This window comes from Bacillus sp. LK2, assembly GCF_001043575.1.
Classification (GTDB): domain Bacteria; phylum Bacillota; class Bacilli; order Bacillales; family Bacillaceae_G; genus Bacillus_A; species Bacillus_A paramycoides.
The window spans coordinates 1-26,146 of the sequence record NZ_LDUK01000027.1 but is presented as its reverse complement, the minus strand read 5'-3'; the positions used below and the strand labels follow the sequence as shown (position 1 = coordinate 26,146).

The window sequence follows — 26,146 nt, the reverse complement described above, 5'->3', positions numbered from 1 at the left end:
GCTTATGTCTCGCTTTCTAGTCTAAATATAAAATAACCTATATAAACTAAGGAGGAATTTAGAATGGCTAAAGCTAAATTCGAACGTTCTAAACCCCATGTTAACATCGGTACAATCGGCCACGTTGACCATGGTAAAACTACATTAACTGCTGCGATCACTACAGTTCTTGCAAAAGCTGGTGGTGCTGAAGCACGCGGATACGATCAAATCGACGCTGCTCCAGAAGAAAGAGAGCGCGGAATCACAATCTCAACTGCACACGTTGAGTACGAAACTGAAACTCGTCACTATGCACACGTTGACTGCCCAGGTCACGCTGACTATGTTAAAAACATGATCACTGGTGCTGCTCAAATGGACGGCGGTATCTTAGTAGTATCTGCTGCTGATGGCCCAATGCCTCAAACACGTGAGCACATCCTTCTTTCTCGTCAAGTAGGTGTTCCTTACATCGTTGTATTCTTAAACAAATGCGACATGGTAGACGACGAAGAATTATTAGAATTAGTTGAAATGGAAGTTCGCGACCTATTATCTGAATACGGATTCCCAGGCGACGATATTCCTGTAATTAAAGGTTCTGCTCTTAAAGCTCTTCAAGGAGAAGCTGAGTGGGAAGAAAAAATCATCGAATTAATGACTGAAGTTGATGCTTACATCCCAACTCCAGAACGTGAAACTGACAAACCATTCTTAATGCCTATCGAGGATGTATTCTCTATCACAGGTCGTGGTACAGTTGCAACTGGTCGTGTTGAGCGCGGTATCGTTAAAGTTGGTGACGTAGTAGAAATCATCGGTCTTGCTGAAGAGAATGCTTCTACAACTGTAACTGGTGTAGAAATGTTCCGTAAGCTTCTTGACCAAGCTCAAGCTGGAGACAACATCGGTGCTCTACTTCGTGGAGTTGCTCGTGAAGACATCCAACGTGGACAAGTTCTTGCTAAAACTGGCTCTGTAAAAGCACACGCTAAATTCAAAGCTGAAGTTTTCGTATTATCTAAAGAAGAAGGTGGACGTCACACTCCATTCTTCGCTAACTACCGTCCACAGTTCTACTTCCGTACAACTGACGTAACTGGTATCATCCAATTACCAGAAGGTACTGAAATGGTAATGCCTGGTGACAACATCGAAATGACTATCGAACTTATCGCTCCAATCGCTATCGAAGAGGGAACTAAATTCTCTATTCGTGAAGGTGGACGTACAGTAGGTTACGGTGTAGTTGCAACTATCGTTGAGTAATCTTAACTGATATATAAAACCCAAGGGATCTTCCCTTGGGTTTTTTGTTTGTGTTTATATAATGAATGAGATCATTTTATTTATGTTTTGACGAGTTTCTTCTATAATAATATAAATTCAACAAACTCAAAACCCAAAAACTGTAAAATGAATTCTGTTAGATGAAAACTTGATATTCTTTAAAGTGCCATGTATAATAGCAAAAGTAGAGAAAAGCAGATGCAAACAAAAAGATGCTTGCATCTAGACGAATAACATTGTATAATAGACAATGTTGGTCTTTGACTGCGATGAAGTGGAAGGTTGCTGACACACCCGGCCGCTTTGCCATGGCATGGTGTGGGGAAATTTCCATGGAGAAGGTCTATTTTAGAAATAGGCGAACGAAGGAGGGAAAATAATGGCAAAAGAAAAAATTCGTATCCGTTTAAAAGCTTATGATCACCGTATTCTTGATCAATCAGCTGAGAAAATTGTAGAAACAGCTAAGCGTTCTGGGGCAACAGTTTCTGGTCCGATCCCATTACCAACTGAGAAGACTATTTACACAATTCTTCGTGCTGTTCATAAGTACAAAGATTCTCGTGAGCAATTCGAAATGCGCACACACAAACGTTTAATCGATATCGTGAGTCCTACTCCGCAAACAGTAGATTCATTAATGCGTTTAGACTTACCATCTGGTGTAGATATCGAAATCAAACTATAATTTATATAACTTAAAAATGTAGGAGGTGTAACTCATGACCAAAGGAATCTTAGGAAGAAAGATCGGTATGACTCAAGTATTTGCTGAGAACGGTGAGTTAATCCCAGTAACGGTAATCGCTGCTAATCCAAACGTTGTTCTTCAAAAGAAAACAACTGAAACTGATGGCTACAATGCAATCCAGTTAGGATTTGAAGACAAACGTGAAAAGTTAACTAACAAACCTGAACAAGGCCACACTGCTAAAGCATCTACAACTCCTAAGCGCTTCATTCGCGAAATCCGCGATGCAGACGTGGACGGATTAGAGGTTGGTCAAGAGGTAAAAGTTGAAGTTTTCGCTGCAGGTGAAATCGTTGACGTAACAGGAATTTCTAAAGGTAAAGGTTTCCAAGGTGTAATTAAACGCCACGGACAATCTCGCGGACCTATGTCTCATGGTTCTCGCTATCACCGTCGTCCAGGTTCAATGGGCCCAGTTGCTCCGAACCGTGTATTCAAAGGCAAAAAACTTGCTGGACGTATGGGTGGAGACCAAGTTACTATCCAAAACTTAGAAATCGTTCAAGTTGACACTGAGCGCAACTTATTACTAGTAAAAGGTAACGTTCCAGGTGCTAAGAAATCTCTTGTAGTTGTTCAAGGCGCTGTGAAGGTTAGCAAATAATTCACAATAGGAAGGAGGAATTCCAATGCCAAAAGTTACTGTATATAACCAAACTGGTTCACAGGTTGGTGAAATCGAATTAGCTGAAGCTATTTTCGGTATCGAACCAAATGAAGCTGTACTTTTCGAAGCTGTAATGATGCAACGTGCGTCTTTACGTCAAGGTACACACAAAGTAAAAACTCGCTCTGAAGTTCGCGGTGGTGGTCGTAAACCATGGCGTCAAAAAGGAACTGGACGTGCTCGTCAAGGTTCTATCCGCTCTCCTCAATGGCGTGGTGGTGGTACGGTATTCGGACCTACACCAAGAAGCTATGCGTACAAACTTCCTAAGAAAGTTCGTCGTTTAGCAATCAAATCTGCATTAGCTACTAAAGTAGTTGAGAACAACATTGTAGTTCTTGAAGACCTAGTGTTAAATGCACCAAAAACAAAAGACATGGTAGCAGTACTTAAAGGATTAACTGTTGAGAAGAAAGCTCTTATCGTAACTGCTGATGCAAACGAATCTGTAGAGTTATCTGCTCGCAATATCCCTGGAGTAACAGTAATCACTGCTGATGGCGTAAACGTGCTAGATGTGCTTCATCATGATAAGCTAATCATGACAAAAGCGGCAGTGGAAAAAGTAGAGGAGGTGCTTGCATAATGAGAGATCCTCGTGATATCATTAAGCGCCCAGTTATCACTGAACGTTCTATGGAAATGATGGCTGAAAAAAAATACACGTTCGACGTGGACGTTAAATCTAATAAAACAGAAGTTAAAGACGCTGTAGAAGCGATCTTTGGTGTTAATGTAGACAAAGTAAACATCATGAACTACAAGCCGAAAGCAAAACGCGTTGGTCGTCACGCTGGTTTTACTAGCCGTCGTCGTAAAGCAATCGTTAAGCTAACTGCTGACAGCAAAGAAATCGAAATCTTCCAAGGCGTTTAATTCTTACTAAAGAAGGAGGGAAATTGAGATGGGAATTAAAAAGTATAATCCAACTACTAACGGTCGTCGTAACATGACTACGAATGATTTCGCTGAAATCACGACTGACAGACCGGAAAAGTCTTTACTTGCTCCTTTAAGCAAAAAGGCTGGTCGTAATAACCAAGGTAAAATTACTGTACGTCATCAAGGTGGCGGACATAAGCGTCAATACCGTATCATCGACTTTAAGCGTAACAAAGATGGAATTCCAGGACGCGTTGCTACGATCGAATACGATCCAAACCGCTCTGCGAATATCGCATTAATTAACTACGTTGACGGTGAAAAACGTTACATTCTTGCTCCTAAAACTTTAGAAGTAGGTATGGAAGTTATGTCTGGCCCTGAAGCTGACATTAAAATCGGTAACGCATTACCATTAATCAACATTCCAGTAGGTACTGTTGTTCATAATATCGAGCTTAAGCCTGGTCGTGGCGGACAATTAGTTCGTTCTGCTGGTACATCTGCTCAAGTACTTGGTAAAGAAGGAAAATACGTACTTGTACGTTTAACTTCTGGTGAAGTACGTTTAGTATTATCTGCTTGTCGCGCTTCAATCGGTCAAGTAGGTAACGAACAACACGAACTTATCAAAATCGGTAAAGCAGGTCGCTCTCGCTGGTTAGGTAAGCGCCCAACAGTTCGTGGTTCTGTAATGAACCCGGTTGATCACCCACACGGTGGTGGTGAAGGACGCTCTCCAATCGGACGTAAGTCTCCAATGTCTCCATGGGGTAAACCAACTCTTGGATTCAAGACTCGTAAGAAAAACAAAGCGTCTGATAAATTTATCGTTCGTCGTCGTAAAAAATAATGGGATTGTAGTACGGTTCGTTTCAAGAACCGTACGCCAATCACGAAGGGAGGCACCAAAATGGCTCGTAGCTTAAAAAAAGGACCATTTGTCGATGATCACTTAATGAGCAAAATGGAAAAATTAGTTGCATCTGAGCAAAAACAAGTTGTTAAAACTTGGTCTCGCCGTTCAACTATCTTCCCTCAGTTCATCGGACACACAATCGCTGTATATGATGGTCGTAAACACGTACCTGTGTACATCACTGAGGATATGGTTGGCCATAAGTTAGGTGAATTCGCACCAACTCGTACGTATAAAGGTCACCTTGCTGACGATAAGAAAACTAGAAGATAATGAGAGGAGGCACTTCAATGCAAGCTAAAGCAGTAGCGAGAACAGTTCGTATTGCTCCTCGTAAAGTTCGTTTAGTAGTAGACTTAATCCGAGGTAAGCAAGTGGGTGAAGCGATTGCTATCCTTAACCACACACCAAAAACTGCTTCTCCAGTTGTAGAAAAAGTTTTAAAATCTGCAATCGCAAATGCAGAGCACAATTATGAGATGGATATTAACAACCTAGTTGTTGAAAAAGTCTTCGTTGACGAAGGTCCAACGTTGAAACGTTTCCGTCCACGTGCAATGGGTCGTGCAAGCCAAATTAACAAACGCACAAGCCACATCACAGTTGTGGTATCAGAAAAGAAGGAGGGATAATCGATGGGTCAGAAGGTTAATCCAATTGGTCTTCGTGTCGGTGTTATCCGTGACTGGGAATCTCGTTGGTTCGCTGAGAAAGATTACGCTACATTATTACATGAAGACATCAAAATCCGTGAGTACATTACTGTACGCTTAAAAGATTCTGCTGTTGCTAAAGTAGAAATCGAACGTGCAGCAAATCGTGTAAATGTTACAATTCACACTGCAAAACCTGGTATGGTAATTGGTAAAGGTGGTACTGAAGTTGAAGCACTTCGTAAAGCTCTTAACCAATTAACAGGCAAGCGTGTACACATCAACATTTTAGAAGTTAAGAGAGCTGATCTTAACGCTAAATTAGTAGGCGAAAACATCGCTCGTCAATTAGAAAACCGTGTATCATTCCGTCGTGCACAAAAGCAAGTTATTCAACGTGCTATGCGTGCAGGTGCTAAAGGTATTAAAACACAGGTTTCTGGTCGTCTTGGCGGAGCTGATATCGCTCGTGCAGAATCTTACAGTGAAGGAACTGTTCCACTTCATACACTTCGCGCTGATATTGACTATGCAGCAGTTGAAGCTGATACAACATACGGTAAATTAGGCGTAAAAGTATGGATCTACCGTGGAGAAGTCCTTCCTACAAAAAAGAAAGCTTCTGAGGAAGGAGGAAAATAATATGTTAATGCCAAAACGCGTAAAATATCGTAGAGAGCATCGTGGTAAAATGCGTGGTCGTGCAAAAGGTGGAACTGAAATTGCTTTCGGTGAATTCGGTTTACAAGCACAAGCTGCTTCATGGATTACAAACCGTCAAATCGAAGCTGCTCGTCGTGCAATGACTCGTTACATGAAACGTGGCGGTAAAGTATGGATTAAAATTTTCCCTTCTAAGCCTTACACTGCAAAACCTCTAGAAGTACGTATGGGTTCCGGTAAAGGGGCACCAGAAGGCTGGGTAGCAGTAGTAAAACCTGGGAAAATTATGTTCGAAATCGCGGGTGTATCTGAAGAGGTAGCACGCGAAGCATTACGTCTTGCAGCTCACAAGTTACCTGTGAAATGTAAATTCGTAAAACGTGAAGAAAATGGTGGTGAATCTAATGAAAACTAATGATATTCGTGAATTAACCACTGCCGAAATCGAAACAAAAGTTAAAGCTTTAAAGGAAGAGTTGTTTAATCTTCGCTTCCAACTTGCTACAGGACAATTAGAGAATCCAACTCGCATCCGTGAAGTGCGTAAAGCGATTGCTCGTATGAAAACTGTAGTTCGTGAAAGAGAGATCGGAATTAATCGATAAATTGAGGGGAGGTTTGCATAGTGAGCGAACGTAACCAACGCAAAGTTTATACTGGTCGTGTAGTGTCTGACAAAATGGACAAAACGATTACAGTTTTAGTTGAAACTTACAAAACTCATTCCTTGTACGGAAAACGTGTTAAGTATTCTAAGAAGTACAAAGCCCATGATGAGCAAAACCAAGCGAAACTTGGCGATATCGTTAAAATCATGGAAACTCGCCCGCTTTCTGCTACTAAGCGTTTCCGTTTAGTTGAAATCGTTGAAGAAGCGGTTATTATCTAAATAGACGAATCGGAATTTTTAGTCCGAAGGGAGGTTTCATAACATGATCCAACAAGAATCTCGTTTGAAAGTTGCTGACAACTCTGGTGCACGTGAACTTTTAACAATTAAAGTATTAGGCGGCTCTGGTCGTAAATATGCTAACATTGGTGATATTATCGTTGCTACGGTAAAACAAGCAACACCAGGTGGCGTTGTTAAAAAAGGTGACGTTGTTAAGGCAGTAGTGGTACGTACGAAGAGCGGAGCTCGTCGTCCGGACGGTTCTTATATCAAATTTGATGAAAACGCAGCGGTTATCATTAAAGACGATAAGAGCCCACGTGGTACTCGTATCTTCGGACCAGTAGCTCGTGAATTACGTGATAGCAACTTCATGAAGATCGTTTCTTTAGCTCCAGAAGTTCTATAATTTAAGGTATTGCCTTGCTAAGGAGGTGCAGAATTAAGATGCATGTAAAAAAAGGTGATAAAGTACAGGTAATCACTGGTAAAGACAAAGGAAAACAAGGTGTTATCCTTGTGGCTTTCCCAAAGCAAAACCGTGTTATCGTTGAGGGTGTTAACATCGTTAAAAAACACTCTAAGCCATCTCAATTAAATCCACAAGGTGGAATTATTACTAAAGAAGCACCTATTCACGTTTCTAACGTTATGATTTTAGATCCGAAAACAGGCGAACCTACTCGCGTAGGCTTCAAAGTAGAAGATGGTAAAAAAGTTCGTATTGCAAAAAAATCTGGTGAATTATTAGATAAATAATTTTCTTAAGAAAGGAGGTCACTTCATTGAATCGCCTTAAAGAGAAGTTCCAAAAGGAAATTACTCCTGCTCTAATGAGCAAGTTTAACTATAAATCTGTGATGGAAGTACCGAAAATCGAAAAGATCGTAATCAACACTGGTGTTGGTGACGCGGTATCTAACTCAAAAGCTTTAGACAATGCAGTAGAAGAATTAACTCAAATCGCAGGTCAAAAACCTGTTGTAACTCGCGCTAAAAAATCAATCGCTGGTTTCCGTCTTCGTGAAGGTATGCCAATCGGTGCGAAAGTAACTTTACGCGGACAACAAATGTATGAGTTCTTCGACAAATTAGTATCAGTTTCTTTACCACGTGTACGTGATTTCCGTGGTGTTTCTAAGAAATCATTCGATGGTCGTGGGAACTACACATTAGGTGTTAAAGAGCAACTTATTTTCCCTGAGATCGATTATGATAAAGTAAGCAAAGTCCGCGGTATGGACATCGTAATCGTTACTACAGCGAAAACTGATGAAGAAGCTCGTGAACTTTTAACACAATTCGGTATGCCATTCCAAAAATAATGGAAGCCAACGCTAAGTAGAGGAGGCGAAAACGTGGCTAAAAAATCTATGATAGCGAAACAAAAGCGTACTCCTAAGTTTAAAGTACAAGAGTATACACGTTGCGAACGCTGCGGTCGTCCGCATTCTGTATACCGCAAATTTAAACTTTGCCGTATTTGTTTCCGTGAACTTGCATATAAAGGTCAAATTCCTGGTGTTAAAAAAGCTAGTTGGTAAAACCCACAAATGGGAAGGAGGTAAAACACATGGTGATGACAGATCCAATTGCAGACATGCTTACTCGCATCCGTAATGCGAACATGGTACGTCATGAGAAATTAGAGGTTCCTGCTTCTAAAATCAAAAAAGAGATCGCTGAACTTTTAAAACGTGAAGGTTTCATTCGTGATGTAGAATACATCGAGGATAACAAACAAGGTATCCTTCGTATTTTCCTGAAATATGGTGCAAACAATGAACGTGTAATCACTGGATTAAAACGTATCAGTAAACCTGGCTTACGCGTTTACGCTAAAGCTGATGAAGTACCACGTGTACTTAACGGATTAGGTATCGCTCTTGTTTCTACATCTAAGGGAGTAATGACAGACAAAGACGCTCGTCAATTACAAACTGGTGGAGAAGTAGTAGCATACGTTTGGTAATATATATTTAAAACGAACGGAGGTGTGACCACATGTCTCGTATTGGTAAAAAGATTCTTGAAATCCCTGCAGGTGTTACTATTACAATTGCAGAAGACAATACTGTAACAGTAAAAGGCCCTAAAGGTGAATTAACTCGTACATTCAATGCTGATATGTCTATCAAAATTGAAGAAAATACACTAACAGTTGAGCGTCCATCTGAACAGAAGGAACACCGTGCATTACACGGTACAACTCGTGCTTTAATCGGAAACATGGTTGAAGGTGTAACTGCAGGTTTCGCACGCGGACTTGAATTAGTCGGTGTTGGTTACCGTGCTCAAAAACAAGGAGATAAACTTGTATTAAGCGTAGGTTATTCTCATCCAGTAGAAATGACTCCGGAAGCAGGTCTTGAAGTTGAAGTACCTGCACCAACTAAAATCGTAATTAAAGGTATCGACAAGCAACGTGTTGGCGAATTTGCTGCTAACATCCGTGCTGTACGTGCTCCTGAGCCATATAAAGGTAAAGGTATTCGTTACGAAGGCGAAGTTGTTCGTCGTAAAGAAGGTAAAACTGCTAAGTAAACCCGTTAGGTGAGAGAAAGGAGTGACAAGAATGATCACTAAAGCTGATAAAAATGCGACTCGTAAGAAAAGACATGCGCGTGTACGTGCTAAACTTACTGGTACTGCAGAACGTCCACGTTTAAACGTGTTCCGTTCTAACCAACATATTTACGCTCAAGTTATTGATGATGTAAATGGTGTAACGTTAGTAAGTGCATCTACTCTTGATAAAGACCTTGCTCTTAACGGTACTAGCAATACTGAAGCTGCTACGAAAGTTGGAGAATCAGTTGCTAAGCGTGCTGTAGAGAAAGGCGTTAAAGAAGTAGTATTTGATCGCGGTGGTTACTTATACCATGGCCGTGTTAAAGCTCTAGCTGAAGCTGCTCGTGAGGCTGGATTACAATTTTAATGGTCAAAGGAGGGAAAATTGATGCATCGCATTGACCCAAGTAAATTAGAACTTGAAGAACGTGTAGTTACGATAAATCGTGTCGCGAAAGTTGTTAAGGGTGGTCGTCGTTTCCGCTTTGCTGCACTAGTTGTAGTTGGCGATAAAAACGGTCATGTTGGATTCGGTACTGGTAAAGCACAAGAGGTACCAGACGCAATTCGCAAAGCTATCGAAGACGCTAAGAAAAACTTAATCGCTGTACCATTAGTTGGTACAACAATTCCACACACAATCAACGGTCATTTTGGAGCTGGTGAAGTATTCTTAAAACCTGCTGCTGAAGGTACTGGTGTTATTGCTGGTGGACCTGTTCGTGCGGTACTTGAATTAGCTGGTGTACAAGATATTCTTTCGAAATCTCTTGGTTCTAACACACCAATCAACATGATTCGCGCTACTGTGAACGGATTAAGCGAACTTAAGCGCGCTGAAGATGTTGCAAAATTACGCGGTAAATCTGTAGAAGAGCTACTAGGTTAAGGAGGGAAAACAAATGGCGAAAAAGTTAGAAATTACCCTCACTCGTAGTGTAATTGGTCGTCCACAAGATCAACGTGCGACGGTAGAAGCTTTAGGTCTTAAAAAGTTGAATTCAACTGTAGTTAAGGAAGAAACTCCTGCTATTCTTGGTATGATCAACAAAGTTTCTCACCTTATAACTGTAAAAGAAGCTTAAGGATAACTCATTAATATAAGGAGGTGCCTGGGAATGAAACTTCATGAATTAAAACCTGCAGAAGGTTCTCGTAAAGTACGTAACCGTGTCGGTCGTGGTATCGGTTCTGGTAACGGTAAAACTGCTGGTAAAGGTCATAAAGGACAAAACGCACGTTCTGGCGGCGGTGTTCGTCTTGGCTTCGAAGGTGGTCAAACTCCATTATTCCGTCGTTTACCAAAACGCGGCTTCACAAACATTAACCGTAAAGAGTTTACTATTGTAAACTTATCAACGTTAAATCGTTTTGAAGATGGTACAGAAGTAACACCTGAATTATTGCTGGAAACTGGCGTTATCAGCAAATTAAACGACGGTGTTAAAATTCTTGCAAGCGGAGCAGTAGAGAAAAAATTGACTGTTAAAGCGCACAAGTTCTCTTCAAGTGCTAAAGAAGCAATTGAAGCAGCTGGCGGATCAGTTGAGGTGATCTAATGTTTCGTACAATCTCCAACTTTATGCGCGTTGCTGAGATAAGACGTAAAATATTATTCACTTTAGCGATGTTAATCGTATTCAGGATTGGCACGTTTATCCCAGTGCCATTTACAAATGGAGACGTACTGAAAGCACAAGACCAATTAAATGCTTTAGGTATCCTAAATACATTTGGCGGTGGCGCCTTGAAAAACTTCTCCATCTTCGCGATGGGAATCATGCCGTATATTACAGCATCCATCATCGTGCAATTATTGCAGATGGATGTTGTTCCTAAATTTTCGGAATGGTCGAAGCAAGGTGAAATGGGCCGTCGTAAACTAACGCAATTCACGCGTTACTTTACAATTGTTCTTGCGTTTATTCAGGGGTTTGGTATGTCAATCGGTTTTAACGGTATGGTAGGTGGACAATTAATTTTGAATCCAGGTTGGAGCACTTATTTATACATTGCTACGGTACTGACTGCTGGTACTGCATTTTTAATGTGGTTAGGTGAACAGATTACAGCTAAAGGTGTAGGTAATGGTATTTCCATCCTTATCTTTGGTGGTATTGCCGCAGCGATCCCAAGTGTTATATCTCAAGTGTATCAACAACAGTTTCAAAATATCGGAGATCAATTGTTCATGAGTATCGTTAAAGTTGCATTGATTTTACTAGCTGTGCTAGCGGTTATTGTTGGTGTTATTTTCATTCAACAGGCTGTTAGAAAGATCCCAATTCAATATGCGAAGCGTGTAACAGGAGGGAATGGGAATCATGCTGGAGCACAAAACACACATTTACCGCTTAAGGTAAATAGTGCGGGTGTTATTCCAGTCATTTTTGCTGTTTCATTCTTAATTACGCCTCCAACTATTGCACAGTTCTTCCCGAAACATGATGTATCGCAGTGGATTATTGCAAACTTTAACTATTCTCACCCAGTGGGAATGATCATATATGTTGCGCTCATTGTAGCCTTCACATATTTCTATGCATTTGTTCAGGTTAATCCAGAGCAAATGTCAGAGAATCTAAATAAGCAAGGTGGATATGTTCCAGGTATTCGTCCGGGTAAGAATACGGAACAATATCTAACAAAAATCTTGTATCGTTTGACCTTTGTAGGATCAATTTTCCTAGCAGCGATTGCAATTCTACCAGTTATCTTTACGAAATTGGGAAATCTTCCTCCATCTGCACAGATTGGCGGAACGAGTATGTTAATCGTTGTCGGCGTTGCTTTAGAAACAATGAAGCAGCTAGAAAGCCAATTAGTAAAACGCCATTACAAAGGGTTTATCAAGCAGTGAGTAAGTGGGAAGAATTATCTTCCCTACATGCTCATGTACTGAGGGGGAACAAGGATGAACTTAATTTTAATGGGGCTTCCTGGTGCTGGTAAAGGTACACAAGCCGAACAGATTGTTGCCAAGTATAACATCCCTCACATCTCAACAGGAGATATGTTCCGTGCTGCTATGAAGGCTGAAACTGAACTTGGTTTACAAGCAAAATCTTTTATTGATAAAGGTGCGCTTGTTCCAGATGAAGTTACAATCGGAATTGTTCGTGAACGTTTAAGTCAAGAAGACTGTATTAAAGGCTTCTTATTAGATGGTTTCCCACGAACTGTTGCACAAGCATCAGCTCTTGAAGAGATTATGAAAGATCTTGGCAAAAAAATCGACTATGTTTTAAACATTAATGTGGATTCAGGGTTGTTATTAAAACGCCTTACAGGCCGTCGCATTTGTAAAGAGTGCGGTGCGACTTACCACTTAGAATTCAATCCGCCAGCAAAAGCTGACGTGTGCGATAAATGTGGTGGCGAATTATATCAACGCTCTGATGACAATGAAGAAACTGTAGCAAATCGTCTAGATGTAAATATTAAGCAAACAAAACCTTTGCTTGATTTCTACGAGGAGCTTGGTTACTTACAAAGCATTAATGGTGAGCAAGATATCAATAAAGTATTTGCTGATATCGATGTTCTCATCGGAGGCTTAGCGTAATGATCATCTGCAAAACTCCTCGCGAGATAGAAATCATGCGAGAAGCTGGCAGGATCGTTGCTTTAACTCATCAAGAGTTGAAACAGCATATTACTCCAGGAATTACAACGAAAGAGCTCGATCAAATAGCGGAAAAGACGATTCGAAAATATGGTGCTACGCCATCTTTTAAAGGATACAACGGATTTCCGGGGAGCATATGTGCTTCTGTAAATGAAGAGCTTGTACACGGGATTCCAGGGAAGCGAAAGCTCCAAGAGGGCGATATCATCAGTATCGATATTGGTGCGAAATACAATGGGTACCATGGAGATTCTGCATGGACGTATCCAGTTGGAAACATTTCTGAATCTGTTCAAAAGCTACTTGATGTCACAGAAAAATCGTTGTATCTTGGTCTAGAACAAGTAAAACCAGGCGAAAGATTATCAAATATCTCACATGCGGTTCAAACCCATGCTGAAGAGAATGGATTCTCGATCGTTAGGGAGTATGTTGGTCACGGAATCGGGCAAGACTTACATGAGGACCCTCAAATCCCGCACTATGGTCCACCAAATAGAGGCCCTAGATTAAAGCCGGGAATGGTCATTTGTGTCGAGCCGATGGTGAATCAAGGAAGACGATATGTAAAAACACTATCTGATGACTGGACAGTGGTAACGGTAGATGGTAAATGGTGTGCCCATTTTGAGCACACGATTGCTCTTACAGAAGCAGGATACGAAATCCTTACCACTTTATAAGTAGCTGGCTCTCCGGGATTTCAGAGCAGTGTAAAATGTTACTGATTTGAAGAAGGGAGAACTATTGAATGGCTAAAGATGATGTAATTGAAGTCGAAGGTACCGTTCTTGAAACGTTGCCAAATGCTATGTTCAAAGTAGAATTAGAGAATGGGCATGTCGTATTGGCTCACGTTTCTGGTAAAATCCGTATGAACTTCATTCGTATTTTACCAGGAGACAAAGTTACGGTAGAATTATCTCCGTACGATTTAAATCGTGGTCGTATTACGTACCGTTTTAAATAATATAGCACTCCGTAATCTTTAAGGAGGTTCGAGACATGAAAGTAAGACCGTCAGTTAAACCAATCTGCGAAAAATGTAAAGTTATTCGTAGACGTGGAAAAGTAATGGTTATTTGTGAAAACCCTAAACATAAACAAAAACAAGGTTAATCAGAAGGAGGTGCATTCAGAATGGCACGTATCGCAGGTGTAGATATTCCTCGTGACAAGCGCGTTGTTATTTCTTTAACTTACGTATTCGGCATTGGTCGCACAACTGCTGAAAAAATTCTTACTGAAGCTGGTATTTCTTCAGAAACACGAGTTCGTGATTTAACGGAAGACGAATTAGGACGTATCCGTGATATCATCGATCGTATTAAAGTTGAGGGAGACCTTCGTCGTGAAGTATCTCTTAACATTAAACGTCTAATGGAGATCGGTTCTTACCGTGGTCTTCGTCACCGTCGTGGCTTACCAGTTCGTGGTCAAAACTCTAAAAACAATGCTCGTACACGTAAAGGTCCACGTCGTACAGTAGCAAATAAAAAGAAATAATAAGTAAAGGAGGTTGAACTAACAATGGCACGTAAAACAAACACTCGTAAAAAACGTGTGAAAAAGAATATTGAAGCTGGTATAGCTCATATTCGTTCTACTTTCAACAACACAATCGTAACACTTACAGATACTCACGGTAACGCACTTTCTTGGTCTAGTGCTGGTGCACTTGGTTTCCGTGGATCTCGTAAATCTACTCCATTCGCTGCGCAAATGGCTGCTGAAGCTGCTGCTAAAGTTGCAATGGAGCACGGTTTAAAAACTTTAGAGGTTACTGTTAAAGGTCCTGGTGCTGGTCGTGAAGCTGCAATTCGTGCTCTTCAAGCTGCAGGTCTAGAAGTAACAGCAATTAGAGATGTTACTCCAGTTCCTCATAATGGATGTCGTCCACCAAAACGTCGTCGTGTGTAATTTTTCTGTATAGAATTTTCCCTTTTGTCTATAATGGATATGATGCATTATCGAGAAATTTCGTACAGAAACATCGCTTGTTGTGCACAATCGGGAACTGCCTAAGGGGGACTTTCGGTTAAACAGGGGTTTGTCCTTTGTTTAACCGGGGTTTCGACGTTTTGAAGGAGGGTTTAGTTAATGATTGAAATCGAAAAACCGAAAATCGAAACGGTTGAACTTAACGAAGATGCTAAGTATGGCAAATTCGTGATTGAACCGCTTGAGCGTGGATATGGTACTACTTTGGGTAACTCCTTACGTCGTATTCTTTTATCCTCACTCCCTGGTGCCGCTGTAACTGCCATCCAAATCGATGGCGTTTTACACGAATTTTCAACAGTTGAGGGCGTAGTAGAGGACGTTACGACGATCATCTTAAACTTGAAAAAGTTAGCTCTTAAAATCTACTCTGAAGAAGAGAAGACGTTGGAAATCGATGTACAGGGCGAAGGTATTGTCACAGCTGCTGATATTACTCACGATAGTGATGTAGAAATCTTAAATCCAGATTTACACATTGCGACGTTAGCAAAAAATGCGCATTTCCGCATGCGTTTAACTGCAAAGCGTGGCCGTGGGTATACGCCAGCTGATGCAAATAAAAGCGAAGATCAACCAATAGGAGTAATTCCTATTGATTCTATTTATACTCCAGTATCACGTGTAACTTACCAAGTGGAAAAGACACGTGTCGGACAAGTGGCTAATTATGATAAGCTTACGCTTGATGTATGGACGGATGGAAGCATCGGGCCAAAAGAAGCTATCTCTTTAGGTGCCAAAATCTTAACTGAGCATTTAAATATCTTCGTTGGTTTAACTGATGAAGCACAAAATGCTGAGATTATGGTCGAGAAGGAAGAAGATCAAAAAGAGAAAGTTCTTGAGATGACTATCGAAGAACTAGATCTTTCTGTTCGTTCTTATAATTGCCTAAAACGTGCAGGAATTAATACTGTACAAGAGCTTGCGAACAAAACAGAAGAAGATATGATGAAAGTTCGTAACTTAGGACGTAAATCCTTAGAAGAAGTTAAACATAAACTTGAGGAATTAGGTTTAGGTTTACGTAAAGACGACTGAGGATTTAAACCCATCAACAAAGGAGGGAACTACGAATGGCATACAGAAAATTAGGCCGTACAAGTGCGCAACGTAAAGCTATGTTACGTGACTTAGCTACTGATTTAATTATCAACGAGCGCATCCAAACGACAGAAACTCGTGCAAAAGAACTTCGTTCTGTAGTGGAAAAAATGATCACTTTAGGTAAACGCGGAGATCTTCATGCTCGTCGTCAAGCAGCAGCTTTCATCCGTAATGAAGTTGCTAACGCTGAGACTGGTCAAGATGCAGTTCAAAAATTATTCGCTGATGTAGCTCCACGCTATGCTGAGCGCCAAGGCGGATACACTCGTATTGCAAAAATTGGTCCACGTCGCGGAGACGCAGCACCAATGGTAATTATCGAGTTAGTATAATGATGATTAAAAGGGCAGGACAGTTCTTTTCAAGTAACTGGTCATGGCCCTTTTTTTTTAAATAAAAAAAATAGGCTAACTTGGCGAAGGAAAGGGTGCCTTGTATTGAAAAAAGAGAAACTTCGGACAGAAAATATATCATTTCAATATCCTGGGGCAGCCTCTTATGCATTAAAAGATGTTTCATTTTCCTTATATGAAGGAGAATGGGTATCTGTTATTGGACAAAACGGTTCAGGGAAGTCTACACTTGCAAAATTATTGAATGGTTTGTTTTTGCCGGAATCAGGGACAATTACTGTAAATGATACAATGGTTTTATCGGAGGAAACGGTATGGGATGTTCGAAAACAAATTGGGATGGTATTTCAAAATCCTGATAATCAATTTGTTGGAACGACAGTACAAGATGATGTTGTATTTGGCTTAGAGAATATTGGAATGCCAAGAGAGCAGATGGTAGAAAGATTAGAACAGGCTCTGCAACTTGTCCGTATGGAAGATTTTCTTAATGATGAACCCCATTCGTTATCTGGTGGGCAAAAGCAACGAGTCGCAATAGCAGGCGTTTTAGCACTTCAGCCATCTATTTTAATATTAGATGAAGCAACGTCAATGCTAGACCCTCAAGGGAGACGTGAAGTAGTAGAAACGGTTAGACAACTTGTTAATCAAAAAGGTATTACTGTGTTATCAATTACACACGATTTAGAAGAAGCGGCACAATCAGACCGTGTCATTATTTTAAACAAGGGAGAAATATTAGAGGAAGGAACTCCAGAACAAATTTTCAGGTCCTCTCATATGCTCCAAGAAATTGGATTAGATGTACCGTTTTCAGTAAAAATAGCAGAATTATTAAAAAGAAATGAAATTCTCTTGCAAAATACGCATCTTACAATGGAAAGCTTGGTGAACGAACTTTGGAGATTACATTCCAAAAAGTAGAACATCGTTATCAATATAAAACTCCATTTGAAAGACGCGCACTTTATGATGTAGACGTGTCGTTTCCAAGTGGGGGATATTATGCCATTATCGGTCATACTGGTTCAGGTAAGTCGACGATGATTCAACATTTAAATGGTTTATTGCAGCCGACAAATGGTACGGTTCAAATTGGTGAACATTTAATCTCAGCAGGGAAGAAAGAGAAGAAGCTTAAGCCACTACGAAAAAAAGTAGGGGTGGTCTTTCAGTTCCCAGAACATCAACTATTTGAAGAGACAGTTGAGAAGGATATTTGTTTTGGACCCACTAATTTCGGTGTGTCTGAAGAAATGGCAAAACAAAAGGCGAAAGATGCAATCCAGCTTGTTGGATTGGACATAGAGTTATTAGCACGTTCTCCATTTGAGTTAAGCGGCGGGCAAATGAGGCGTGTTGCAATAGCAGGTGTACTTGCAATGGAACCCGAAGTACTTGTATTAGATGAACCTACAGCAGGGCTTGATCCGAAAGGACAGCACGAGCTTATGGAGATGTTTTATAATTTGCATAAGGAACAGGGGCTTACAGTCATTCTTGTTACCCATAATATGGAGGATGCGGCTAAGTATGCAGATCAAATTGTGGTCATGCATAAAGGAACGGTCTTTTTGCAAGGAAGAGCGGAGGAAGTATTTTCACATGCTGATGAATTAGAACAAATTGGTGTGGATCTTCCGATGTCTTTAAAGTATAAACGTGCAATTGAAGAGAAGTTTGGTATTTCAATTTCGAAGGCTACCTTATCTTTAGAGGATCTTACTCATGAAGTTGTACAGGTGTTACGAAAAGGTGGTCATGAATCATGCAGCAGTTGATTATTGGGAGATACATTCCAGGTCAGTCACTCATTCATCAACTTGATCCTCGTACGAAGCTGTTGATTGTCTTTTTATATGTATTTGTTGTTTTCTTAGCAAATAATGCGATTTCATATGGATTTTTATTTTTATATGCACTCATTGCTTTATTTTTTGCAAAAGTGCCGATTCGTTATGTACTTTCGGGCTTAAAACCAATTTTATGGATTTTTCTTTTTACATTTTTCCTGCATATTTTTACAAATAAAGAAGGGGATGTACTATTCCAGCTTGGTTGGTTTTCAATACATGAAAAAGGATTAGAGCAAGGGATATACATTTCTATACGATTCTTCGTTATTATTTTAATGACGACATTATTAACGTTAACAACGACACCAATTGAGATTACAGATGGTTTGGAGACGTTATTAAAACCATTGAAGCGTATAAAGGTTCCCGTTCATGAAATCGCATTAATGATGTCTATTTCTCTTCGTTTTATCCCGACATTAATGGATGAAACGAGTAAAATTATGAAAGCACAAGCGTCACGTGGTATTGATTTTGCCGGAGGTCCGATAAAAGATAGGATGAAAGCAATTATCTCATTACTCGTTCCACTTTTTATTAGTGCTTTTAAGCGTGCTGAGGACTTAGCGATTGCGATGGAAGCTCGTGGATATCAAAATGGCGAAGGACGCACTAAATTTAGGCAACTACGCTGGAAAACAAGCGATACAGTAACGATTATAAGCTTACTTTGTTTAGCTTGTATTTTGGCATGGGTGCGATCGTAATGGAGAATAGAGAAATGGAAAGAATAAAATGTACAGTTGCATATGATGGCATTCATTTTTGTGGTTACCAAATTCAGCCACAGCATCGTACTGTTCAACAAGAAATAGAGAAGGCATTGCAGAAGTTGCATAAAGGAGAGCTTGTTCGTGTTCAGGCATCAGGCAGAACGGATTCTACCGTTCACGCGAAAGGACAAGTTATACACTTTGATACACCTTTGTCTCTTGAAGAGTGGCAATGGAGTAATGCTTTAAATACAATGTTGCCAGATGATATTGTTATCAGGCAGGTAGAGAAGAAAACAGAAGAGTTTCATGCACGTTACGGTGTCGAGAGAAAAGAATATCGCTATCGTGTATTATTATCAAAGACTGCGGATGTATTCCGTAGAAATTACGTATATCAATATCCATATCCACTCGAAATAGAATTGATTAGAAAAGCGATTCCTTATTTTATTGGAACGCATGATTTTACTTCTTTTTGTTCGGCAAAAACTGACAAAAAAGATAAAGTGCGAACAATTTATGAAATCGAGTTAATTGAGCAAGATGATGAATTAATTTTTCGTTTTGTGGGTAATGGATTTTTATATAATATGGTCAGAATTATTGTTGGTACGTTACTTAGCGTAGGGCAAGGAAAGCTTGATCCTGATAGCATTCCAGAGATTTTAGCGAAACAAAATCGCCAATTCGCTGGAAAGATGGCTCCAGGTCATGGACTTTACTTATGGCAGGTAAACTATAACAACTAATCCTGGTGTAACATTTGCTTGACATTAGAAACTCAAAAGTATATCATAACATATGGTATTGTTTCTAAAACCACGATTAGCCCCGGAAGGAAATCGTGTTTAAGATAAACAATAGATTTTTTCTATGGAAAAGATAACGAGGAGGGAAACACATGCGTACGACTTTTATGGCAAAAGCTAACGAAGTTGAGCGTAAATGGTATGTGGTTGACGCTGAAGGTCAAACTTTAGGTCGCCTTGCTAGTGAAGTAGCATCCATTTTACGTGGTAAAAACAAACCTACATTTACACCACACGTTGACACGGGTGATCATGTAATTATTATTAACGCTGAGAAAATTCATTTAACAGGTAATAAATTAAACGATAAAATTTACTACCGTCACACTAACCACCCAGGTGGACTTAAGCAAAGAACAGCTCTAGAAATGCGTACAAACTACCCTGTACAAATGTTAGAGCTTGCAATTAAAGGCATGCTTCCAAAAGGACGTTTAGGACGTCAAGTTTCTAAGAAACTAAACGTGTATGCTGGAGCAGAGCATCCACACCAAGCACAAAAACCAGAAGTTTACGAACTTCGCGGATAATTAATTAAAGGAGGGCTTACTTTGGCACAGGTTCAATACTATGGCACTGGACGTCGTAAGAGTTCAGTAGCGCGCGTACGCCTAGTTCCAGGCGAAGGACGCGTTATCATTAACGGTCGTGATTTTGAAAACTATATCCCATTTGCTGCATTACGTGAAGTAGTGAAACAACCTCTAGTTGCAACAGAAACTTTAGGTAACTACGATGTACTTGTAAACGTAAATGGTGGTGGATACACTGGTCAAGCTGGTGCTATTCGTCACGGTATTTCTCGCGCTTTATTAAAAGCTGATCCAGAATACCGTCTAACACTAAAACGTGCAGGTCTATTAACTCGTGACGCACGTATGAAAGAGCGTAAAAAATACGGTCTTAAAGGCGCACGTCGTGCACCTCAGTTCTCAAAACGTTAATTTTTGCGAACTTCAAACCCCAACCATTTTGGTTGGGGTTTTTTTATGTTTAATTCCTCTTTTGTAATTTTTGTAGTTTGGAATATTTTAGTGCTACCGTCCTGCGTATGCTTCTTCTTTAGAAGTTTAGACTAATACGTATTAGGGAGGTTTATAAGTACTATGAATGTCATTGTCAGCTTACAAGAAAAACAAAAAGAAAAGCAGTTAAAATACGAGCGGAAGATGCTGCGAGAATTATCATTAAAAACATTACGTTCAAATATTCGCGATGCCTTTCATATGCAAGAGCTTCATCGTCAGTATGAAGATTATTGTATTGAATTAGGAATAGAATCTTATTTATTAGGAGCGAGATACAGTAAATTTGGTTATTATGGTGAATCGTTCCTTGATGTGAAATATAGAGCATTAGAGGAAGAGCAACAATTAACTGAAACGCTATTTCAATTTTTAACGAGTATGACTATACGAGAAATTAAATTAAATGATGAGGAATTACTTTATGAATCTTGCCAGCAGTTTATCGGCTTGTGGTGGCAAGAAGGATATGAAAAAGGTGAAAGAAGATATCGATTAAAGCTACACTAAGACAAGCATAAACTTTCCTCTTGTCCCATATAAGTAATTTAGAGGGACTAGCTGGAGGAGGAAAGGTATGAAGAGAATTCGAATTATCTCTTTTGCGCTCGCTGCGGTTGTTTTGTTTTTTTTAGTCAAACAAGAATTTCAAATTACAAAATCGTGGCGAGCTTGGAATTTGCCCTTATCAGGGAAAGTAATTGTATTGGATGCTGGGCATGGTGGACCAGACGGAGGGGCTGTTGGTGGAAAGGATATTGTAGAAAAAGATATTACGCTTGAGATTACAAAAAAAGTACAAGATTATTTACAAGAACAAGGTGCTTTAGTTATTTTAACACGTGAGGGAGATTATGATTTAGCTAACAAAGATACAAAGTCATATAGTAGACGAAAAGCAGAGGATTTAAAAAGGCGTGTGGAGATCATTAATAAGCCTGATGTAGACTTTTTTGCAAGTATCCATTTAAATGCTCTAACTAGTAGTGGATCCAAAGGCGCACAAACGTTCTATTACCGTTCTTTAATTGAAAATGAACGGGCTGCGAAATTTATACAAGCTGAATTGAGAACAAGCTTAGAAAATACGAATCGTGCTGCTAAAACAATTCCTCACGTGTACTTATTGAAGTATGCTAAAACACCAGGTGCTTTAATTGAGGCTGGCTTTTTATCGAATGTGAATGAAAGATATATGTTAAATTCGGAGAAATATCAGCAAAAAGTAGCAGCTGCAATATATCGTGGTATATTACGTTATTTTACGGAAAAGGGAAATCCTCCAGAATAAGGAGGGTTTTTCGAGTTTCTCTCGTTAACGAAGTTTTCCGAAAATATGTTATACTGGAAATGTAAACGCATTTATTTCAAAAATAAAGAGAGATAAATTCAATTAACATTACGTTATTTTTCATACAGGGGGCTGGGCTAATTATGGTAACAAAAGAGCAAGTAGTGGAAGCGTTGGAAGGGATTGTAGATCCGTTTTTACATAAAACGTTAAAAGAAACAAATGCAATTAAAGAGGTAACAGTCAAGCCTGAGAAGGAACATGTAAGTGTTAAAATTGCAATTGTAAAAACAGGTACAGCGGAACAAATGCAGTTGCAGTCTGGAATTGTAAAGTTAGTAAAAGAACTTGGAGCAGCAACAGTTGGACTTCGTTTCGCAGAATTTACAGAAGAGGAATTAGCTCAGTTTGCACCACCGCAAGAAGAAGAGAAAAGTGAATCTTTATTATCACCAAACTCAAAAACAACATTTTTAGCAGTGGCAAGTGGAAAAGGTGGGGTAGGAAAATCGACTGTTTCCGTTAACCTTGCAATTGCTTTAGCTCGTTTAGGGAAAAAAGTCGGTATCATTGATGCAGATATTTACGGTTTTAGTGTACCGGATATGATGGGTATAGAAAAACGTCCAATCGTAAGAGGCGATAAGATAATTCCAGTGGAGCGTCTAGGTGTGAAAGTAATCTCAATGGGATTCTTTGTAGAAGATAATGCGCCTGTTATTTGGAGAGGACCTATGCTTGGAAAAATGTTAAATCACTTCTTCACAGAAGTAGAATGGGGTGATTTAGATTACCTAGTATTAGATTTACCACCAGGTACAGGTGATGTTGCGTTAGATGTGCATTCGATGTTGCCGTCTTGTAAAGAGATTATTGTAACAACGCCACATCCAACAGCAGCGTTTGTAGCAGCACGTGCTGGAGCGATGGCTTTACGTACAGAACATAGCATTCTTGGTGTCGTTGAAAATATGGCATACTTTGAAAGTAAAGCGACTGGTGAGAAAGAGTATGTGTTTGGAAGAGGCGGAGGAGACAAACTAGCTACGGAACTCCAAACAGATGTACTTGGCCGAATTCCACTTCAGCAACCTGATTGGAATAAAGAAGACTTTGCGCCGTCAGTATATGAAGATACACATACAACGGGTCTCATTTATCGTGCGATAGCTGAGACAGTTATTGATAAAACGGCCGTTACACAAAAGTAAAGTAATAATGAGTGGGCAATACATACATTGTCCACTCATTATTATAATTATTATTTTTACTTTTGCTCTTTATTCCCACCTTGAGAACCACCTTCACCGCCTTTTTTAGCAGATCCGCCTTTTTCGGCTTTTTGCACACCTTTACTAATGATATCAATCATTTTAGCTTGGAAGAGTGGACTTTCAGCGGTTTCGGTTAGTACTTGTTGTAAATATTGACGATATTCTTTACTCTTCATTGTTTGTAACATGATTTTTTCTACTTCAGGATTCTTCATAATCTCTATAACACCTGATTGGTATTCAGGATCTTTAAGTAAAGTTTTCATCAAGTTTGTTTGTTCTTTTCCCATACTTTTAGCAAATTTCGATGAGAACTCAGGGTCTTTAAAGAGTTTTTCCCAGAATTGTTGTCCTTTATCGGATACCATCGCATCTTCAATCGTTTTCTTTACTACCGTTTCATCTAGTATGAGTGCTTGTTTCATTTTTTCATCCTTTAATACATCTTGGATTGCTTTTTTTCCTTGATCGGTTTTTAAAATATCAACAATCATTTTCTTTGTTTGATCGTAATCTAGTTCAGATTTCGTGTCTTTTCCTTGTGCACATGCTACTAGTGCGAAAAGTAAAAGAGAAGAAATCGAAACGAGCAGCATCCGTTTCATAAGTTGGAGCTCCTTTCAGCACAGTTCTCTTTTTTTAATATAAATATCTTTAAGGAATTTATACATGAACATGGCTAGCTTTTTGAAATTGTCATTGATACAATTTAATTAGAAATATAAGAATAATGGGGGATGTGTTGTGAATAGCCGCAAGTGGGTACGACTATTTTTAACGACGTTGTTTCTTGGTGGGATTAGCACAGTCTTTATTGGGTTTGTTTTGGAGTGGGACAAGTACGCTAAATTTTTTCAAAATTTCGACGGTAAAGAAATTTTAGCGATTTCTTTTTGGTTGATGGGCATAGGATTTATTTTTAGTGTTATAAGTCAAATGGGATTCTTTGCGTATTTAACAATCCATCGTTTTGGACTAGGGATGTTCCGGTCATCTTCTTTATGGAATGCAGTACAGCTTTTCTTTATTGCGTTCGTATTGTTTGATTTTGTTTATTTAAGGTCAGTACTTATTGCAAATGGGGAAGTTTCATTGGGGAATAACATACTTGTTGCTGGCATGTTATTTGTATTTGGAGCGATTGTTGCTTACGTAAAGAGTAAAGAAACAAACAAAAAAGCTTTTGTGCCCGCTCTGTTTTTTATGGTTGTTGTAACAATTCTTGAGTGGGTACCAGCGCTTCGGATTAATGATACAGATTGGTTATATTTAATGGTTATACCACTTCTATTATGTAATGCATATCAGTTGCTTGTATTACATCGTTTAATAGGACAGACGAGTAAAACCGCTTAATTTAAAGAGTAGACGAAGAGTTTTAATTGGCTGAATAAAAAAGCTCTACTATCTTAACGTAAGATAGTAGAGCTTTTTATGCGTGAAGAACTGTTTGGAATTGAACTACTTTATATCTTCACTTTTCGTACTAGTGTTGGATATAAGTTGTGATACAGATGTTTGTTCATAACCGTCACTCTTTAATTTTTGTAAGAGTAGTGGTAAAGCTTTATTTGTTTGAAGGGCGGAATCGGAAGCGTGTAATAAGATGATATCTCCGCCCTTCAAATTGCTAGAGACGGTGGAAACGATGTTATTTACGCCGGGATTTTTCCAGTCATTTGAATCGTTACTCCAATGGACGATAGTGTATCCGAGTGATTCTGCTATTTTAAGGGTTGTTTTGTTAAAGTCTCCACTAGGTGGGCGTAATAGCTTGACTTGTTTTACACCAAGCTTCGTAAAAACATCTTGTGCCCGCAAAAGATCTCTTCGTATTTCATTTGCTTCTAGTGAAGTGTAGGACGTGTAATTATAGCCCATACTACCAATCTCATGTCCATCTTTCATGATGCGTTCGACAATATCAGGGTGTCTTTCAGCCCATGCAGCAGAGAGAAAGAAGGTTGCATTCTTAATTTCTCTTTCTTTGAGTGTATCAAGGATTGGAATAGCTTTTTTGTCTCCCCAACTAATGTCGAACGTGAATGCAACTTGTTTTTTAGCGGTGTCCCCTTTGTAAATTACTTTAGGGCCAGTAGCAGTTGAAAAAGCAGAGTCATGTGAATATGTTTTTAAAAAGAGTAGCCATGCTGTAAATAAGGAAAGTACGACTATTAAGCTAATGTGTTTAAATGTTCTTTTACTCGTAATAAAAAAGAAAAACATAATATTACGCCCCTTTGTCCAATCCTTTTCAGTTACATATATGCTTTAAATTAAAAAAAGAGAACAAGGGATTAATATCGTAAGTGGTGGATATAATGAATGATAGTATTTTGGTTTTTCAGTGATGTGTTATTGATAAGTGAAAACGAGCGGGCTGTTATTATTACGTAAGGAACTATTGGGGTGATGATTTGCTTGGGCTTATGTTGACGAAAGAAGAGAAAAAAGAAATGGAATACATATTGAAGAGAGAGCTAGAGGAACTTTTATTTGATTTTGAAGATGAGCATATACATAGCGTTGTAAAAAAGGCGATGGAAGAGAGATATAAAATCATTTTTTGTTTATTTCGGAGAGTTGCTAATACAGAAGAATGTATTCGTTATGTAAGAAAAAGAATTTTTTATTAAAAAGTGTTGACGTTAAGGATAAGTATATGATAAATTAATAAACGTCGCTGATGCAGAAACGCAGAAAACGACAAAAAAGAAATTAAAAAACTTAGTTGACATTAAAAAACGAAAATGTTAACATAAGGAAGTCGCAAATGAGCGACGAAGTAGTTCTTTGAAAACTGAACGAAA

The 26,146-nt window shown here is 39.3% G+C and carries 44 protein-coding genes; 42 read left to right on the top strand and 2 right to left on the bottom strand.

Features of this window, described 5'->3' with window-relative positions; translation table 11 throughout:
• Window positions 1-63: 63 nt before the first annotated feature.
• The 40 genes from tuf (at window position 64) to VK90_RS17760 (ending at window position 23,273) form a co-directional block, all read left to right on the top strand.
• A complete protein-coding gene (gene tuf, locus VK90_RS17955; protein WP_048374300.1) occupies window positions 64-1,251 on the top strand; it encodes an elongation factor Tu in 1,188 nt (395 codons plus the stop codon).
• Between the two features lie 400 nt (window positions 1,252-1,651).
• Window positions 1,652-1,960 (top strand): 30S ribosomal protein S10, encoded by a 309-nt coding sequence (gene rpsJ, locus VK90_RS17950; protein ID WP_001040595.1) that lies wholly within the window; start codon window positions 1,652-1,654, stop codon window positions 1,958-1,960.
• A gap of 34 nt (window positions 1,961-1,994) precedes the next feature.
• Window positions 1,995-2,627: a 50S ribosomal protein L3 gene (gene rplC, locus VK90_RS17945; protein ID WP_000160209.1), complete on the top strand. Its 633-nt coding sequence runs from the start codon at window positions 1,995-1,997 to the stop codon at window positions 2,625-2,627.
• 25 nt (window positions 2,628-2,652) lie between these two features.
• The gene (gene rplD / locus VK90_RS17940; protein WP_001127261.1) at window positions 2,653-3,276 is read left to right on the top strand and encodes a 50S ribosomal protein L4; all 624 of its coding nucleotides are present in this window, start codon (window positions 2,653-2,655) and stop codon (window positions 3,274-3,276) included.
• On the top strand, window positions 3,276-3,566 hold the full coding sequence (gene rplW, locus VK90_RS17935) for a 50S ribosomal protein L23 (protein ID WP_001205559.1): 291 nt from the start codon (window positions 3,276-3,278) through the stop codon (window positions 3,564-3,566). The genes rplD and rplW overlap by 1 nt, the downstream gene beginning before the upstream one ends.
• Window positions 3,567-3,594: 28 nt before the next feature.
• On the top strand, window positions 3,595-4,425 hold the full coding sequence (gene rplB, locus VK90_RS17930) for a 50S ribosomal protein L2 (RefSeq protein WP_000511584.1): 831 nt from the start codon (window positions 3,595-3,597) through the stop codon (window positions 4,423-4,425).
• Between the two features lie 60 nt (window positions 4,426-4,485).
• The gene (gene rpsS / locus VK90_RS17925) at window positions 4,486-4,764 is read left to right on the top strand and encodes a 30S ribosomal protein S19 (protein ID WP_000124454.1); all 279 of its coding nucleotides are present in this window, start codon (window positions 4,486-4,488) and stop codon (window positions 4,762-4,764) included.
• 17 nt (window positions 4,765-4,781) lie between these two features.
• Window positions 4,782-5,123, top strand: coding sequence for a 50S ribosomal protein L22 (gene rplV / locus VK90_RS17920; protein ID WP_001148024.1), 342 nt, complete (start codon window positions 4,782-4,784; stop codon window positions 5,121-5,123).
• A 3-nt stretch (window positions 5,124-5,126) separates the two neighbouring features.
• Window positions 5,127-5,786 (top strand): 30S ribosomal protein S3, encoded by a 660-nt coding sequence (gene rpsC, locus VK90_RS17915; protein WP_000529958.1) that lies wholly within the window; start codon window positions 5,127-5,129, stop codon window positions 5,784-5,786.
• Window position 5,787: 1 nt separating this feature from the next.
• Entirely contained in the window at window positions 5,788-6,222 is a 435-nt protein-coding gene (gene rplP, locus VK90_RS17910; RefSeq protein ID WP_000928969.1) for a 50S ribosomal protein L16, read from the top strand.
• The gene (gene rpmC / locus VK90_RS17905) at window positions 6,212-6,412 is read left to right on the top strand and encodes a 50S ribosomal protein L29 (RefSeq protein ID WP_000855718.1); all 201 of its coding nucleotides are present in this window, start codon (window positions 6,212-6,214) and stop codon (window positions 6,410-6,412) included. Before rplP ends, rpmC begins: the two co-directional genes overlap by 11 nt.
• Before the next feature lie 20 nt (window positions 6,413-6,432).
• On the top strand, window positions 6,433-6,696 hold the full coding sequence (gene rpsQ / locus VK90_RS17900) for a 30S ribosomal protein S17 (protein ID WP_000004106.1): 264 nt from the start codon (window positions 6,433-6,435) through the stop codon (window positions 6,694-6,696).
• Window positions 6,697-6,739: 43 nt separating this feature from the next.
• A complete protein-coding gene (rplN, locus tag VK90_RS17895) occupies window positions 6,740-7,108 on the top strand; it encodes a 50S ribosomal protein L14 (RefSeq protein WP_000615912.1) in 369 nt (122 codons plus the stop codon).
• Between the two features lie 38 nt (window positions 7,109-7,146).
• The gene (gene rplX, locus VK90_RS17890; RefSeq protein WP_000558200.1) at window positions 7,147-7,458 is read left to right on the top strand and encodes a 50S ribosomal protein L24; all 312 of its coding nucleotides are present in this window, start codon (window positions 7,147-7,149) and stop codon (window positions 7,456-7,458) included.
• 26 nt (window positions 7,459-7,484) lie between these two features.
• A complete protein-coding gene (gene rplE, locus VK90_RS17885) occupies window positions 7,485-8,024 on the top strand; it encodes a 50S ribosomal protein L5 (protein ID WP_002091528.1) in 540 nt (179 codons plus the stop codon).
• A gap of 33 nt (window positions 8,025-8,057) precedes the next feature.
• The gene (gene rpsN, locus VK90_RS17880) at window positions 8,058-8,243 is read left to right on the top strand and encodes a 30S ribosomal protein S14 (protein ID WP_001085700.1); all 186 of its coding nucleotides are present in this window, start codon (window positions 8,058-8,060) and stop codon (window positions 8,241-8,243) included.
• A gap of 29 nt (window positions 8,244-8,272) precedes the next feature.
• Window positions 8,273-8,671: a 30S ribosomal protein S8 gene (gene rpsH, locus VK90_RS17875; RefSeq protein WP_000245511.1), complete on the top strand. Its 399-nt coding sequence runs from the start codon at window positions 8,273-8,275 to the stop codon at window positions 8,669-8,671.
• 32 nt (window positions 8,672-8,703) lie between these two features.
• Window positions 8,704-9,243 (top strand): 50S ribosomal protein L6, encoded by a 540-nt coding sequence (gene rplF / locus VK90_RS17870; protein ID WP_002115328.1) that lies wholly within the window; start codon window positions 8,704-8,706, stop codon window positions 9,241-9,243.
• A 31-nt stretch (window positions 9,244-9,274) separates the two neighbouring features.
• The gene (gene rplR, locus VK90_RS17865; RefSeq protein ID WP_000628818.1) at window positions 9,275-9,637 is read left to right on the top strand and encodes a 50S ribosomal protein L18; all 363 of its coding nucleotides are present in this window, start codon (window positions 9,275-9,277) and stop codon (window positions 9,635-9,637) included.
• Between the two features lie 21 nt (window positions 9,638-9,658).
• Complete coding sequence (gene rpsE / locus VK90_RS17860; protein WP_000554646.1) at window positions 9,659-10,159, top strand: 30S ribosomal protein S5; 501 nt, start codon at window positions 9,659-9,661, stop codon at window positions 10,157-10,159.
• Between the two features lie 13 nt (window positions 10,160-10,172).
• A complete protein-coding gene (rpmD, locus tag VK90_RS17855; protein ID WP_001085231.1) occupies window positions 10,173-10,355 on the top strand; it encodes a 50S ribosomal protein L30 in 183 nt (60 codons plus the stop codon).
• A 33-nt stretch (window positions 10,356-10,388) separates the two neighbouring features.
• Window positions 10,389-10,829, top strand: a complete 441-nt coding sequence (gene rplO / locus VK90_RS17850; protein ID WP_000766083.1) for a 50S ribosomal protein L15 — start codon at window positions 10,389-10,391, stop codon at window positions 10,827-10,829.
• Entirely contained in the window at window positions 10,829-12,130 is a 1,302-nt protein-coding gene (gene secY, locus VK90_RS17845) for a preprotein translocase subunit SecY (protein ID WP_000490118.1), read from the top strand. The genes rplO and secY overlap by 1 nt, the downstream gene beginning before the upstream one ends.
• A 54-nt stretch (window positions 12,131-12,184) precedes the next feature.
• On the top strand, window positions 12,185-12,835 hold the full coding sequence (locus VK90_RS17840; protein ID WP_025149623.1) for an adenylate kinase: 651 nt from the start codon (window positions 12,185-12,187) through the stop codon (window positions 12,833-12,835).
• Complete coding sequence (map, locus tag VK90_RS17835; RefSeq protein ID WP_048374299.1) at window positions 12,835-13,581, top strand: type I methionyl aminopeptidase; 747 nt, start codon at window positions 12,835-12,837, stop codon at window positions 13,579-13,581. The genes VK90_RS17840 and map overlap by 1 nt, the downstream gene beginning before the upstream one ends.
• Before the next feature lie 68 nt (window positions 13,582-13,649).
• A complete protein-coding gene (gene infA / locus VK90_RS17830) occupies window positions 13,650-13,868 on the top strand; it encodes a translation initiation factor IF-1 (RefSeq protein WP_001029884.1) in 219 nt (72 codons plus the stop codon).
• A 35-nt stretch (window positions 13,869-13,903) separates the two neighbouring features.
• Complete coding sequence (rpmJ, locus tag VK90_RS17825) at window positions 13,904-14,017, top strand: 50S ribosomal protein L36 (protein ID WP_000868344.1); 114 nt, start codon at window positions 13,904-13,906, stop codon at window positions 14,015-14,017.
• Window positions 14,018-14,038: 21 nt separating this feature from the next.
• On the top strand, window positions 14,039-14,404 hold the full coding sequence (rpsM, locus tag VK90_RS17820; protein WP_000090790.1) for a 30S ribosomal protein S13: 366 nt from the start codon (window positions 14,039-14,041) through the stop codon (window positions 14,402-14,404).
• 24 nt (window positions 14,405-14,428) lie between these two features.
• Window positions 14,429-14,818, top strand: a complete 390-nt coding sequence (rpsK, locus tag VK90_RS17815; protein ID WP_000101797.1) for a 30S ribosomal protein S11 — start codon at window positions 14,429-14,431, stop codon at window positions 14,816-14,818.
• Between the two features lie 180 nt (window positions 14,819-14,998).
• The gene (locus tag VK90_RS17810; RefSeq protein WP_000569644.1) at window positions 14,999-15,943 is read left to right on the top strand and encodes a DNA-directed RNA polymerase subunit alpha; all 945 of its coding nucleotides are present in this window, start codon (window positions 14,999-15,001) and stop codon (window positions 15,941-15,943) included.
• Between the two features lie 35 nt (window positions 15,944-15,978).
• Window positions 15,979-16,341, top strand: coding sequence for a 50S ribosomal protein L17 (gene rplQ, locus VK90_RS17805; protein ID WP_048374298.1), 363 nt, complete (start codon window positions 15,979-15,981; stop codon window positions 16,339-16,341).
• Between the two features lie 105 nt (window positions 16,342-16,446).
• The gene (locus VK90_RS17800) at window positions 16,447-17,289 is read left to right on the top strand and encodes an energy-coupling factor ABC transporter ATP-binding protein (protein WP_025149622.1); all 843 of its coding nucleotides are present in this window, start codon (window positions 16,447-16,449) and stop codon (window positions 17,287-17,289) included.
• Window positions 17,265-18,146 carry an energy-coupling factor ABC transporter ATP-binding protein gene (locus VK90_RS17795; protein ID WP_002175428.1) on the top strand — a complete coding sequence of 294 codons (882 nt, stop codon included), beginning with the start codon at window positions 17,265-17,267 and terminating at the stop codon, window positions 18,144-18,146. Before VK90_RS17800 ends, VK90_RS17795 begins: the two co-directional genes overlap by 25 nt.
• Entirely contained in the window at window positions 18,134-18,928 is a 795-nt protein-coding gene (locus tag VK90_RS17790; RefSeq protein WP_002175427.1) for an energy-coupling factor transporter transmembrane component T family protein, read from the top strand. The genes VK90_RS17795 and VK90_RS17790 overlap by 13 nt, the downstream gene beginning before the upstream one ends.
• A gap of 14 nt (window positions 18,929-18,942) precedes the next feature.
• Window positions 18,943-19,686, top strand: coding sequence for a tRNA pseudouridine(38-40) synthase TruA (gene truA, locus VK90_RS17785; RefSeq protein WP_048374312.1), 744 nt, complete (start codon window positions 18,943-18,945; stop codon window positions 19,684-19,686).
• 152 nt (window positions 19,687-19,838) lie between these two features.
• Window positions 19,839-20,276, top strand: coding sequence for a 50S ribosomal protein L13 (gene rplM / locus VK90_RS17780; protein ID WP_001260793.1), 438 nt, complete (start codon window positions 19,839-19,841; stop codon window positions 20,274-20,276).
• 21 nt (window positions 20,277-20,297) lie between these two features.
• Window positions 20,298-20,690, top strand: a complete 393-nt coding sequence (rpsI, locus tag VK90_RS17775; protein ID WP_000079986.1) for a 30S ribosomal protein S9 — start codon at window positions 20,298-20,300, stop codon at window positions 20,688-20,690.
• 162 nt (window positions 20,691-20,852) lie between these two features.
• Complete coding sequence (locus VK90_RS17770) at window positions 20,853-21,281, top strand: DUF2521 family protein (RefSeq protein ID WP_048374297.1); 429 nt, start codon at window positions 20,853-20,855, stop codon at window positions 21,279-21,281.
• Between the two features lie 67 nt (window positions 21,282-21,348).
• A complete protein-coding gene (gene cwlD / locus VK90_RS17765; protein ID WP_048374296.1) occupies window positions 21,349-22,062 on the top strand; it encodes an N-acetylmuramoyl-L-alanine amidase CwlD in 714 nt (237 codons plus the stop codon).
• Between the two features lie 143 nt (window positions 22,063-22,205).
• Entirely contained in the window at window positions 22,206-23,273 is a 1,068-nt protein-coding gene (locus VK90_RS17760; RefSeq protein ID WP_002175423.1) for an Mrp/NBP35 family ATP-binding protein, read from the top strand.
• Between the two features lie 56 nt (window positions 23,274-23,329).
• Here VK90_RS17760 and gerD read toward each other — a convergent pair whose 3' ends face one another.
• The gene (gene gerD, locus VK90_RS17755; protein WP_002175422.1) at window positions 23,330-23,941 is read right to left on the bottom strand and encodes a spore germination lipoprotein GerD; all 612 of its coding nucleotides are present in this window, start codon (window positions 23,939-23,941) and stop codon (window positions 23,330-23,332) included.
• A gap of 139 nt (window positions 23,942-24,080) precedes the next feature.
• Here gerD and kbaA point away from each other — a divergent pair, with 139 nt between their 5' ends.
• A complete protein-coding gene (kbaA, locus tag VK90_RS17750) occupies window positions 24,081-24,692 on the top strand; it encodes a KinB signaling pathway activation protein KbaA (protein WP_048374295.1) in 612 nt (203 codons plus the stop codon).
• Between the two features lie 105 nt (window positions 24,693-24,797).
• On the opposite strand, the gene pdaB is transcribed toward kbaA, so the two are convergent.
• Complete coding sequence (gene pdaB, locus VK90_RS17745) at window positions 24,798-25,562, bottom strand: polysaccharide deacetylase family sporulation protein PdaB (RefSeq protein ID WP_048374294.1); 765 nt, start codon at window positions 25,560-25,562, stop codon at window positions 24,798-24,800.
• A gap of 191 nt (window positions 25,563-25,753) precedes the next feature.
• Here pdaB and VK90_RS17740 point away from each other — a divergent pair, with 191 nt between their 5' ends.
• Window positions 25,754-25,972 carry a hypothetical protein gene (locus VK90_RS17740; RefSeq protein WP_025149617.1) on the top strand — a complete coding sequence of 73 codons (219 nt, stop codon included), beginning with the start codon at window positions 25,754-25,756 and terminating at the stop codon, window positions 25,970-25,972.
• The last annotated feature ends 174 nt before the right edge of the window (window positions 25,973-26,146 follow it).